The organism is Microbacterium sp. 10M-3C3 (assembly GCF_003931875.1).
Classification (GTDB): Bacteria; Actinomycetota; Actinomycetes; order Actinomycetales; family Microbacteriaceae; genus Microbacterium.
Window position 1 is genome coordinate 2,795,465 of record NZ_CP034245.1, and the last position, 11,597, is coordinate 2,807,061.

Consider the following 11,597-nt stretch of genomic DNA (forward strand, 5'->3'; position numbering starts at 1 on the left):
AGCGTGGGGGCATGACCGCCAGCTCCCCGGGCCACACGCACGACGTCGTCATCGTGGGCGGCGGGCACAACGCTCTCGTCGCGGCGGCATACCTCGCCCGCGCCGGCGCGAAGGTCGTCGTCTTCGAACGGCTCGATCACGTGGGCGGCGCGGCGGTGTCGGAGCGGCCGTGGCGCGGCATCGACGCACGTCTGTCGCGCTACTCGTACCTCGTGAGCCTGCTGCCGCGTGCGATCATGCGCGACCTCGGCGTGCACGTGGACCTGCGCCGTCGCCGCTTCTCGTCCTACACGCCAGACCCGGCCGACCCGTCGCGCGGGCTGCTCGTCGACACGGCGGATGCGGCGGCCACCGCGGCATCCTTCGAGCGCACCCTCGGCGACCCCGCCGAGGCTGAGCGGTTCGCCGCTTTCGGCCGGCGCCTCGGCCCGCTCGCGGCGGCCGTGTTCCCGTCCATGACGGAGCCGCTCGCGACGGCGTCGGAGATGCGCGCGCGGGTCGGCGACGACGCTCTGTGGAGCGACGTGGTCGAGCGACCGCTCGGGTCGATGCTGCGTGCGTCGCTCCAGTCGGATCTCGCACGTGGTGTCGCCCTGACCGATGGCCTCATCGGCACGTTCGCCGCCTCCGACGAGCCGTCGCTGCGCCAGAACCGGTGCTTCCTGTACCACGTGATCGGCGGCGGCACCGGCGACTGGGACGTGCCCGTGGGCGGCATGGGCCGGGTGAGCGCGGAGCTCGAGCGCGCCGCGCGGGAAGCCGGCGCCGAGATCCGCCTGGACTCCCTCGTGACCTCCGTGACGCCGGACGGCGAGGTGCACGTGTACTCGCGCATCGGGGAGAAGGTGCGCGGGCGGCTCGTACTCAGCGGCGTCGGCGACGACGTGCTCTCGCACCTCCTGCGCGAGGGCGGCACCGCCTCGCCCGAGGAGCCGTCCGCCGAAGGCGCACAGGTGAAGGTGAACATGCTCCTGCGCCGACTCCCCCGGCTGCACGACACGGCGGTGCGCCCCGAGCACGCGTTCGCGGGCACCTTCCACGTGAACGAGACGATGACCCAGCTGGATGCGGCGCACGCCAGCGCGACGGCGGGCTCCGTGCCCGACCCGCTGCCGGCGGAGATCTACTGCCACTCGCTCACCGACCCGTCGATCCTCGGCGAGGACCTGCGGGCGGCGGGAGCGCAGACGCTGACCCTCTTCGGGCTGCAGGTGCCGCACCGGCTCGTCGCCGGACGGGACCGCGTCGCGGCGCGCGGCGAGCTGCTGGCCGCCGCGCAGCGCAGCCTCGACAGCGTGCTCGCCGAGCCGATCGCCGAGGTCGTGTGGGAGGCGCCCGACGGCAGCCCGTGCATCGAGGCGCGCACGACCGCCGATCTCGAGGACTCCCTCGGCATGGCCGCGGGCGACATCTTCCACGGCCCGCTGTCGTGGCCGTGGCTCGACGAGCCCGCCACGACGCCGGCGGAGCGCTGGGGCGTCGCGACGGAGCATCCGCGGATCCTCGTGTGCGGATCCAGCGCGCGCCGAGGCGGCGCCGTCAGCGGCATCGGCGGGCACAACGCCGCGCACGCCGCGATGGAGCTCCTCGGGCTCTGAGGCCGCTCGGGGACACCCCTTACTGAGGCGGCGTCGGCGGCAGCGGCGGGGCCGGCGGATACGCCGTCGGCGGGCTCTGCGGCGGAGCCTGCGTCTGCGGCTGGCGCGGCTGCTGCGGGGGCGCCGGCGGCGCGGCGGGCGGGACCGGTACGACGGGCAGGGCGGGAGCGACCGACTGAGGCGCAGCAGGCGGGGCGGCTTGGTGCGGCTGCTGCGGGTAGGTGGGATAGCCCGTGTAGTACGCGTTCCAGTCCGGCGAGCCGTCCGGCATGACCGGCAGCGGCGTGACGCCGTCGACGAACGTGGGCCACGCGACCGGGGCGGCGGCCTTCGGCGCCTTGGGGGCGAACAGCGCGTTGATGAGCGGGATGAGGGCGGTGCCGACGGCGGCGAGGATCGTGATCGCCACGACGATGCGCCAGTACAGGTCGCCGAAGTCGATGAACTCGGAGAACGTCAGCGCGATGACGAGCATGAGGGCCAGGATCGCGACGAGCGCGACGGTCGCGATGTAGATGCCACGCGTGAACCCGGTCGCGTACCGCGCGAACGCCTTGGTGTACAGCCGCACGTGCAGGACGCCGGCCTGGAGGATCAGCACGATGAGGAGGAACGACACGAAGCGTCCGAAGCCGGAGCCGTAGTACGACTCCGGCATCCAGATGAGGAACGCGCCGAGCAGGAGCGTGACGACCCACACGACCATGCTCGTGAGCGCGAACCACGCCGGCCGGCGCGGCGCCAGCTGCGCGTCGAGGATCGCGACGCCCGCGAACCCCGCCAGGAGCAGGATCGTCAGGAAGGCCCGGCCGATGAGGCCGTTGTCGGGTCCGACGAGCACCCACACGACGCACACGAGCGCCGCGGCGATGAGCGCGCCGATCGCGACCCACAGCGCGACGCGCAGCAGCGCGCGGCTCCGGTCGGTGGACAGCGCGGCGTCAGGCGCCGGCGGGGCGTTCGGGGGCACGGTCATGGTCACGTCCTCTCGTGTACCCGCCCATCCTGGCACGCGCGTCTCATCCGGCCGCGCTGGTTCCGCTCGCCTGGGGAGGAGTGCTCCTGCTCCCCAGGCACCGGGATCGAGTCAGCCGCGCGCCGCAGGCACGTCGTAGCGGCGCGGCGTGCCGAAGCGGTGCGCCGTGAGCGAGACCGCCTGCTCGCGCACGAACGGCAGCATCTCCACGCGCCCCGCCGAGACCACGTCGCCGGCGTACAGCGCGACGGCGGGCGACCCGTCCGTCGCGCGCGCGAACTCCGCGGCCGAGCCGCCGAGCAGCCGCACCCGGCCGCCCGAGGCGGCGAGCGCCGCGGCACGCTGGCGCCATTGCGCGTCGTCCTCGATGCGCGCGGTGACGCCGACGCCCTCGAGCCACGCCCGCACCGCCGGTCCCGGGTCCGCGGCCGCGCTCACGGTCACCGGCGCGCCGGCCCGCACCCCGGCCGCGACGACGCGCACGAGCCGCGACGCCGGCGCCCCCTCCGCGCGGACCGTCACGGGCACCGGCGCGTAGCGGAACACGTTCTGCTCGACGTCGAGCCCGGTCACGTCGCGGGCGACGCCGAACTCGTCGCGCCACGCCGCGGCGTCGCTCGCGAGCGCCCCCGCGAGCCACGGCCGCTCGTCGTCGGGCACGGCGGCGAGCGCCGCAGCGGCGAGGTGGTCGCCGCGGCGGTCGGGCGCCCCCGTGACCGCCGCATCCGTCCACGACCCGAAGGCGAGCAGGTAGTTCGGTCCGCCGGCCTTCGCGCCCGGGCCGACGGCCGAGCGCTTCCATCCGCCGAACGGCTGACGCTGCACGATCGCGCCGGTCGTGCCGCGGTTGACGTACGCGTTGCCCGCTTCGATGCGCTCGAGCCAGGTCGCGATCTCCGACGGATCGAGGGCGTGAAGGCCCGACGTGAGGCCGTAGTCGACGTCGTTGACGAGGTCGATCGCCTCGTCGAGGGTCGCGGCGGTCATGATGCCGAGCACCGGACCGAAGTACTCGGTGCGGTGGAACTCGCTCCCACGCTCCACCCCCTCGCGGATGCCTGGCCGCCACAGTCGGCCGTCGTCGTCGAGGCGTCGCGGCTCGAGCAGCCAGCGCTGACCCGGCTCGAGGGTCGTGAGGGCGCGCAGGAGCTTGCCCTCGGCGGGGGCGATGAGCGGGCCGACGCGGCTGGCCGGCTCCCACGGCAGGCCCACCTCGAGGGAGGTGACGGCGTCGACGAGCTGCCGGCGGAAGCGCTCCGACGTCGCGACCGACCCGACGAGCACCACGAGCGAGGCGGCGGAGCACTTCTGCCCCGCGTGCCCGAAGGCCGAGAGCGCGACGTCCCGTGCGGCCAGGTCGAGGTCGGCGCTGGGCGTCACGATCACGGCGTTCTTGCCGCTCGTCTCCGCCAGGAGGGGCAGGTCGGGCCGGAACGAGCGGAACAGCTCCGCGGTCTCGTACGAGCCGGTCAGCACGACACGCTCGACGTCGGGGTGCGACACGAGCCGGCGCCCGAGGTCGTCCTCGGCGACCTGCACGCAGCGCAGCACGTCGCGGGGCACGCCCGCCTCCCACAGCGCCTCGACCATCGCGGCGCCCGAGCGGCGCGCCTGCGGCGCGGGCTTGATCACGACCGAGCTCCCCGCGGCCAGCGCGGCGAGGGTCGAGCCGGCGGGGATCGCGACCGGGAAGTTCCACGGCGGCGTCACGACCGTGAGCCGCGCGGGGTGGAAGCGCGCGCCGTCGACGCGGTCGAGATCGCGGCCGCGCTCGGCGTAGTAGTGCGCGAAGTCGACGGCCTCCGAGACCTCGGGGTCGCTCTGCTCCACGACCTTGCCGCACTCGGCTCCCATGACCTCGATGAGCTCCGCACGGCGCCGCTCGAGCGCGTCTCCCGCGCGGTGGAGGATCTCCGCGCGCGCGTCGGCGCCGAGCTCTCGCCAGGCCTGACCGGCCGCGACCGTGTCGGCGACGAGCGCATCCAGCGCCGCCGCATCCGAGATCTCCCCGGCGTCGGCGGTGTCCGCGCCCACGCGCGAGGCCGGCATGCGGTCCTGGATGGCAGCGGCCCACGCGCGGTTCGCGGCGATCGCGGGGTCGGAGTCGGGCGCGTTGCGGAACCCGCAGCGCGGTGCCGCCACCGCGGGGGCGGAGCGGTCCTGGACGCGGCGCGGCGCCGGGACGGAGGTCGGCATGTCGGCGAGGGCGGCGAGGAAGCGGTCGCGCTCGCGCGCGAACAGCGCGGCGTCGTCGAGGTCGAAGACCGCCGACATGAAGTTCTCCGCCGACGCGCCCTCCTCGAGGCGACGGATGAGGTACGCGATCGCGACGTCGAACTCGGCGGGATGGACGACGGGGGTGTACAGCAGGATCCCGCCGACCGTGCGACGCACCGCGGCGGCCTGCGCGGTCGCCATGCCGAGGAGCATCTCGATCTCGATCCCGGGCCGCACGGCGCCGGAGCCGGTCACGCCGCGGCGCTCGGCGAGCAGCCACGCCAGCGCGATGTCGAAGAGGTTGTGGCCCGCCACGCCGATGCGCACGTTCGCGGTGCGCTCGGGACGCAGCGCGTAGTCGAGCACCGCCTTGTACGACGCATCCGTGGCCTGCTTGGACTCCCACGTCGCCAGCGGCCAGTCGTGGATCTCGGCGTCGACGCGCTCCATCGGCAGGTTCGCGCCCTTGACGACGCGCACCTTGATGGGCGCGCCGCCCCCCGCCACACGCGCGGCCGCCCACTCCTGCAGGCGCATCATCGCCGCGAGCGCGTCGGGCAGGTACGCCTGAAGCACGATCCCGGCCTCCAGCGTGTGGAACTCCGGCTCGTCGAGGATCGTCGTGAACACCGCGAGGGTGAGGTCGAGGTCCTTGTACTCCTCCATGTCGAGGTTGAGGAACGTGCCGCCGCGCGCGGCCGTGCGGTACAGCGGACGCAGCGCCGCCACCGCATCGGCGACGGCCGCGTCGAACGCCCACGGCGTGTGGGGCGCGACGGTGGAGGACACCTTGATCGAGACGTAGTCGACGTCGTGGCGCTCGAGCAGCCGGCGGGTGCCCGCGAGGCGGCGCTCGGCCTCGGCCTTGCCGAGGATCGCCTCGCCGAGGAGGTTGACGTTCAGGCGCGTGCCCTCGGCGCGGTCGCGGATGCGGCGGATCGCCGCACCGAGCCGCCGGTCGGACGCATCCACGATGAGGTGGCGGACCATCGTGCGCAGCACGCGCCGGGCGATCGGCACGACGACGGCGGGCGCGACGGGGGCGGCGAGCGCGCCGATGCGGATGGCCGTCCGCAAATGCCACGGCAGGAACGCCGGCACGAGCGGCGTGAGCGCGCGGAGGTTGCGGGCGGCGACGCGGAGGTCTTCGGGGCGGACGACGCCGTCGACGAAGCCGACCGTGAAGTCGAGGCCCTTCGGGTCGCGGAGCACGCCGGCGAGGCGCTGGGCGGCGGCGTCCACGGGCTCCGCGCGGGCGGCGTCGAGCCACGTGCGCACGAGCACGACCGCCTCGTCGGCGAGGTCGGCGGGCGAGATCACATCGGTGTGCGGGGGCGCGATGGTCATGACTGTCCTCTCGTCGTCGCCTCATTGTGCGACCGCAACACCCTTCGGCAACAGCGACCGTTTACGATGGATACCGTTCGTCATTGCCGAAGGGTCGCCGTGTTCGATCTGCGCCGCCTGCGTCTTCTGCACGAGCTGTCGACGCGCGGGACGCTGACGGCGGTGGCCGAGGCGCTCTCCTACAGCCCGTCGACGGTGTCGCAGCAGCTGTCGCAGCTCGAACGCGAAGCGGGCGTACCGCTGCTCCGGCCCGACGGTCGACGCGTCCGCCTGACGGCGCAGGGCGAGGCACTCGCGGCGCACGCGGCGCGGATGCTCGCCGCCGACGAGCGCGCCCGCGCAGAGCTCGAGCGGATGCGGCCCTCCCTCTCGCCGGTGCGGATCGCCGTCATGCAGTCGGCCGCGCACGGCATCATCCCCGGCGCACTGTCCCTCCTCGCCGCCCGCGAGCCCGACCTCCGGCTCGAGGTCGTCGAGCTCGCGCCCGAGGAAGGGCTCTTCGAGCTCGCGGCGTACGGCTTCGACCTCGTCGTCGCCGAGCAGTACCCGGGGCACACGCGCGAGCACCGCCCGGGGCTCGTCCGCCGCATCCTGGGGCACGACGCGATCCGCCTCGCCCTGCCGCACGGCGACACGGCGAGGGAGCTCGGCCAGCTGGACGACCGCGCGTGGGTCATGGAGCCGCCCGGCACCGCCGCGCGCGAGTGGGCGACGCAGCAGTGCCGGGCGGCCGGCTTCGAGCCGGACGTGCGCTTCGAGCTGACCGATCTCACGGCGCACGCGCGCCTCGTTGCCGCCGGCCACGCGGTGGGGATGATCCCCGACCTCGTGCACGGCGGCGAGCCCGCGGGGCTCCGCCTGGCGGAGCTGCCGGGTCGTCCTCGCCGCGACGTGTTCACGGCGGTGCGCAGCGGCTCCGCGGAGCGACCGGCGCTGACCGTCGTGCAGCAAGCCCTGCGCGACGCGTTCGACGCTGCCTCGCCGTCCGCGTGAGCGTCGCGTCTACGCTGTGGCCGTGACGATCGACGACGGACGCGGCGCGACCATCATGTCCGCCGAGCGCGCGAAGGCCTTCATCGACGCCGTGGTCGCGATCGCGATGACGCTGCTGATCCTGCCGCTCATGGAGAGCGTGGGTGAGGCGGCGGCCGGCGGTCTGACCGCGATCGAATGGTTCGGCGAGCACTCCGACCAGCTGCTCAGCTTCGCCCTGAGCTTCGCGATCATCGCGATGTTCTGGATCAACCACCACCGCCTGTTCGCGAAGGTGGAGAACGTGTCGTCGGGGCTGCTGTGGCTGACGATGGCGTGGCTGCTGTCCATCGTCTGGCTCCCGATCGCCACGGCGCTGTCGGGTCAGCTGTCTGCGGAAGACCTCAGCGTGCGCGTCGTCTACATCGGCAGCATGATCGTCACGAGCGTCCTGCTGCTGCTCATCCGGCTCTTCCTGCGGGCCCATCCGCAGCTGCTCAACGGCCCGGCGAGCGACCTCGACCGCGGACTGGCGGTGGAGGCGGCCATGGTGAGCCTGTTCGCGATCGCGCTCGCCGTGTCGCTCGCGATCCCCGCGCTCACGTACTACCCGCTGTTCCTGCTGGCGCTCACGGGCCCGCTCGGCGGACTCCTCCACCGCGTGACCCACCGCGCCCGGTAAACGCGTCGTGGGCTCAACCGAGGTTCGAATCCCCACGTGCCCGATGAACGAGTGAAGCCCCCATGCGGGGGCTTTACTCGTTCGGTGGCGAGTGAGGGATTCGAACCCCCGAAGGCTATGCCGGCTGATTTACAGTCAGATCCCTTTGGCCGCTTGGGTAACTCGCCAGGTGCGCACCCGCCCGGCTTATGCAGTCGACCGGAGGCGCGATCAACAATGCTACCCCGACGCGGCGGGTTCGCCGAACCACGGCGGCGGCGCCGCATCCGCCCGGTCAGGCGTCTTCGAGGACGCGCTCGACGAAGGCCTCGGTGCGCCGGCGCGTGCCGTCGATCTTCATGTCGACGCTCGCGCGGATCTCGCTCGGCGCGAGCGGGAGGGCGAGGCGCACGTTCTCGTGGCACGACAGATCGGCGCACATGTACGTGCCGACGCTGCCGCCCACGTCGCCCGCCGACCCGGCCTTGCGCGCCGTGAACAGCGCGACCTGGTCGGCCGGCTGCATCGTGTGGCAGATGTTGCACATCGCCGACCTCGCCCGCGACGTGCCCTCGGCCGCGCGCAGCACGACACCGGTCGGCTCGCCATGACGCTCGGTGATGACGTAACCGCGTCCGCGGGTGCGCGGATCGCGCCACGCGAAGAAGTCGAGGTGGTCCCAGTCGGTAAGAAGGAAGTCGACGGGCATCGCCACGATGCGCTTCTCGTCGGGCGCGGCGTTGATGAACGAGTTGCGGATCTCGTCCTCGGTCAGTGCTCGCATGACCTCCAGTCTACGAACGCCGAATCCACCGGCGGCATCCGAATCCTGCTCGGTAGAATCGCCGAATGGCCGACAGCTCTTTCGACATCGTCTCCAAGATCGACCGGCAGGAAGCCGACAACGCCCTGAACCAGGCGCGCAAGGAGGTCGAGCAGCGCTACGACTTCAAAGGCACCGACGCCTCGATCGAGTGGAGCGGCGAGTCGATCCTCATCAAGGCGAACACCGAGGAGCGCGCCAAGGCCGTGCTGGACGTGTTCCAGTCGAAGCTCATCAAGCGTGGCATCTCGCTCAAGAGCCTCGAGTCGGGCGAGCCGACCGCGAGTGGCAAGGAGTACCGGATCGTCTCCACCCTCAAGGAGGGGATCTCGCAGGAGAACGCGAAGAAGATCGGCAAGATCATCCGCGACGAGGGGCCGAAATCGGTGAAGTCGCAGATCCAGGGCGACGAGCTGCGGGTGCAGTCGAAATCGCGGGACGACCTGCAGGAGGTCCAGCGACTCCTGAAGGCCGCCGACCTCGACGTCGACCTCCAGTTCGTCAACTACCGCTGACGCTTCCCCACCTCGCCGGTCCCCCCGAGTGAGGGGTTTTCCCTGCTGCGGATGAGATCCTTCTCACATCCGGACTCCGCGTCCGATGTGACCGGTAACGTCGCTCGTGCTGGCTGTTCCAGTTGGGGGCTGGAGGATCACGCCGGCGCGGTGCTGGGGAAACGACACCGCGTCCGACGGGTTCCGCGCCACACCGCGCCCCCGGGTAGCGGAGGCGCTGCCCGGGGGCCACGCTTCATCCGCGAGGAAGGCCGTCCGCCCATCGCGCCATGACGGCGTACGCGTCGTGCCGGGCGGCGTCGGCCGAGAGGAACACGTCGTGCAGCGCGCCGTCGATGCGCGCGAGCGTCACGAGCGCACCGATCCGGGTGGCTGCGCGGGCGATGTCGTCGACGACGAGCACCGAGTCGGTGCGGGTCATGTCGGGCAGCCAGCGCGTGGGCGGCGTCGACCGCGACGAGAGCAGCACGAGCGCCGGGCAGCCGACGTCCACCCCGTCGGCGATGCGCCGATGCCCGTCGATCACCGCGGCGAGCCAGCGCGGATGCGTCGCGAACCCGCGCTCGGGTCGCCAGCCCTCCGGCGCATCCGGAAGCGATCCGACCTCGCGCTGCGCGCGCGTGTAGAAACCGAGATCGACGACCGGGTGCGGGCCGAGCGGGTCGATGCGGGCGCGCGCGTTGATCAGCGGCGTGAGTGCCTGGCGGCCGACGGGCCCCAGCTGGAACTCCAGCCACGGGCTGTTGAGGATGAGGGCGGCGGCGCGTCCGGGATGGCGAGCGGCCCACAGGGTGAGCGTGAGGCCACCCGTCGAATGCCCGAGAAGTACGAGGCGCCGCGGCGACGGGAGCCCCTCCGCAATGGCGGCGAGCGCGGCGGCGATGTCGAGGTCGTAGTCGTCGAGGCTGTGCACGTCGCCGGGGCGCTGGTCGGCCCGCAGGCTGCGCCCGTACCGGCGGAGGTCGAGCGCGAAGAACCGCGCGCCGCGGTCGGTCCAGAACTCCGCGAGCTCGGTCTGGAAGAAGTAGTCCGACCAGCCGTGCACGTACAGCACGTCGACATCCCGCCACGACCCGGTGAGACGAGCGAAGGCGGTCGGCAGGTGCCGCACCAGGGTCGCGACCACCGGCTCGCCGTCGTCCCGGCCCAGGTCGAGGGTGCGCTGCGCGAACCCGGGCCCGAGGATGTCCTCCCGCCACGGCTCGCGCATGGCGTCACTCTACGGCCCGGGCACCGTCGGGCCGCAGCGCCCCCGGCGCGAAGCCCGGGAGGAGAGCCGCGCGGAGTCCCCACCATCCGTCGCCGCATCCCCTCCCGGACGACCGCTCCCCCGGGCGCCTTTGAGCTTCGCGATCGGGGCGGCCTCGCGGCGCCGCGGAACCCGCGGATGGGGAGGCCCGCCGCATCCGCGCCCCTGGGGAGGGCGGGTCGTCAGCGCGGTGCTGCGGGGCCGGGCTGCTCGGTTCGGGAGGAGATCCGGCCTCGGGAGGGCGGATACGCGGGATACGCCCTCCCCACGCCGGATTTCCTCCCCAGGCGGCCGGCGGAGCTTCCCTCCCCACACCCGGGTCCGCCGGTCTCCTCCCCCGCCCGCCCGCCGCGACAGGGCCTCGCCTCACGGACGGCGCAGGGTGAGGGGATGCCCGACGTCATCAGCCTCGTCCGCGCCCTCGACGGTGTGGCGCGCACCGCGACCCTCCGCGAGCGCGGCCTGAGTGACCACCGGATCGCCGACGCCGTGCGGCGCGGCGCGCTCTCGCGCGTGCGTCGCGGGTGGGTCGCGCTGCCGTCCGCCGACACCGAACTGGTCGAAGCAGCCCGCGCGGGCGTCGTGCTGACGTGTGTCACGCAGGCTCGGCGGCTCGGTCTGTGGGTGCTGGCGGAGCCGCGCCCGCACGTCGCCGCGCCCGGCCATGCCGGCCACGTCGCCTCGGCGGTCGGACACGTGCACTGGGCGGCGCCCGTCGTGCCGCGGCATCCGGATGCGCTCGTCGACCCGGTCGAGAACGTGCTGGCGGTCGCGGCGTCGTGCCTGCCGCACGAGGAGGCGCTCGCGGTGTGGGAGTCGGCGCTGCGGCAGGGGATGGTCGACATCCGGGAGATGCGTCGCCTCGACCTGGGCCCGGCCGCGCGCGCCCTGTGCGACGAGGCGGATCCCTACGCCGACTCCGGCCTGGAGTCCTTCGCGGTACCGCGTCTGCGGTGGCTCGGGCTGCCGCTGCGCCGCCAGGTGTGGATCGCCGGTCACCGCGTCGATCTGCTGATCGGCGAACGGCTCGCGTTCCAGATCGACGGCGGCCACCACGTCGGCGCGCAGCGCGAGGAGGACATCGCCCACGATGTCGCGCTCGGCCTGCTCGGCTATCGCGTGATCCGCGTCGGCTACCGCACGATCGTCGACGACTGGGCGAGCGTGCAGGAGCGGATCATGCGCGCGATCGCCCAGGGATGGCACCGCGCGTGATGCCGGAGCCTCGCCGCCAGCTCG

9 protein-coding genes and 1 tRNA gene are annotated in these 11,597 nt (G+C 73.3%); 5 read left to right on the forward strand and 5 right to left on the reverse strand.

Going from position 1 to position 11,597, the window contains the following annotated elements; all coding sequences use genetic code 11:
- The first annotated feature begins 11 nt into the window (after positions 1-11).
- Positions 12-1,598, forward strand: a complete 1,587-nt coding sequence (locus EI169_RS13600) for an NAD(P)/FAD-dependent oxidoreductase (protein WP_125132820.1) — start codon at positions 12-14, stop codon at positions 1,596-1,598.
- Between the two features lie 19 nt (positions 1,599-1,617).
- Here the strand turns inward: EI169_RS13600 and EI169_RS13605 are convergent, their stop codons facing one another.
- A complete protein-coding gene (locus tag EI169_RS13605) occupies positions 1,618-2,574 on the reverse strand; it encodes a hypothetical protein (RefSeq protein WP_125132821.1) in 957 nt (318 codons plus the stop codon).
- Positions 2,575-2,685: 111 nt separating this feature from the next.
- A complete protein-coding gene (locus tag EI169_RS13610; protein WP_125132822.1) occupies positions 2,686-6,138 on the reverse strand; it encodes a bifunctional proline dehydrogenase/L-glutamate gamma-semialdehyde dehydrogenase in 3,453 nt (1,150 codons plus the stop codon).
- Positions 6,139-6,237: 99 nt separating this feature from the next.
- On the opposite strand from EI169_RS13610, the gene EI169_RS13615 reads away from it, so the two are divergent.
- Together EI169_RS13615 and EI169_RS13620 are read left to right on the forward strand one after the other, a co-directional pair.
- A complete protein-coding gene (locus tag EI169_RS13615; RefSeq protein ID WP_125132823.1) occupies positions 6,238-7,131 on the forward strand; it encodes a LysR family transcriptional regulator in 894 nt (297 codons plus the stop codon).
- Between the two features lie 22 nt (positions 7,132-7,153).
- Complete coding sequence (locus EI169_RS13620; RefSeq protein ID WP_240640459.1) at positions 7,154-7,792, forward strand: TMEM175 family protein; 639 nt, start codon at positions 7,154-7,156, stop codon at positions 7,790-7,792.
- An 85-nt stretch (positions 7,793-7,877) separates the two neighbouring features.
- On the opposite strand, the gene EI169_RS13625 is transcribed toward EI169_RS13620, so the two are convergent.
- Together EI169_RS13625 and EI169_RS13630 are read right to left on the reverse strand one after the other, a co-directional pair.
- Positions 7,878-7,959: transfer RNA gene (locus tag EI169_RS13625), tRNA-Tyr, on the reverse strand.
- Positions 7,960-8,066: 107 nt separating this feature from the next.
- A complete protein-coding gene (locus EI169_RS13630) occupies positions 8,067-8,555 on the reverse strand; it encodes an FBP domain-containing protein (RefSeq protein ID WP_125132824.1) in 489 nt (162 codons plus the stop codon).
- Between the two features lie 65 nt (positions 8,556-8,620).
- Here EI169_RS13630 and EI169_RS13635 point away from each other — a divergent pair, with 65 nt between their 5' ends.
- Entirely contained in the window at positions 8,621-9,109 is a 489-nt protein-coding gene (locus tag EI169_RS13635) for a YajQ family cyclic di-GMP-binding protein (RefSeq protein WP_125132825.1), read from the forward strand.
- 235 nt (positions 9,110-9,344) lie between these two features.
- Here EI169_RS13635 and EI169_RS13640 read toward each other — a convergent pair whose 3' ends face one another.
- Positions 9,345-10,319, reverse strand: coding sequence for an alpha/beta hydrolase (locus tag EI169_RS13640; protein WP_125132826.1), 975 nt, complete (start codon positions 10,317-10,319; stop codon positions 9,345-9,347).
- Between the two features lie 429 nt (positions 10,320-10,748).
- On the opposite strand from EI169_RS13640, the gene EI169_RS13645 reads away from it, so the two are divergent.
- The gene (locus EI169_RS13645) at positions 10,749-11,573 is read left to right on the forward strand and encodes a DUF559 domain-containing protein (RefSeq protein WP_125132827.1); all 825 of its coding nucleotides are present in this window, start codon (positions 10,749-10,751) and stop codon (positions 11,571-11,573) included.
- Positions 11,574-11,597 lie beyond the last annotated feature (24 nt).

What these genes read in the sequence shown, in the direction of transcription:
- EI169_RS13600 (WP_125132820.1), top strand. Translation starts at nt 12, where the DNA reads ATGACCGCCAGCTCCCCGGGCCACACGCACGACGTCGTCATCGTGGGC.
- EI169_RS13605 (WP_125132821.1), bottom strand. Translation starts at nt 2,574, where the DNA reads ATGACCGTGCCCCCGAACGCCCCGCCGGCGCCTGACGCCGCGCTGTCC.
- EI169_RS13610 (WP_125132822.1), bottom strand. Translation starts at nt 6,138, where the DNA reads ATGACCATCGCGCCCCCGCACACCGATGTGATCTCGCCCGCCGACCTC.
- EI169_RS13630 (WP_125132824.1), bottom strand. Translation starts at nt 8,555, where the DNA reads ATGCGAGCACTGACCGAGGACGAGATCCGCAACTCGTTCATCAACGCC.
- EI169_RS13635 (WP_125132825.1), top strand. Translation starts at nt 8,621, where the DNA reads ATGGCCGACAGCTCTTTCGACATCGTCTCCAAGATCGACCGGCAGGAA.
- EI169_RS13640 (WP_125132826.1), bottom strand. Translation starts at nt 10,319, where the DNA reads ATGCGCGAGCCGTGGCGGGAGGACATCCTCGGGCCCGGGTTCGCGCAG.
- EI169_RS13645 (WP_125132827.1), top strand. Translation starts at nt 10,749, where the DNA reads ATGCCCGACGTCATCAGCCTCGTCCGCGCCCTCGACGGTGTGGCGCGC.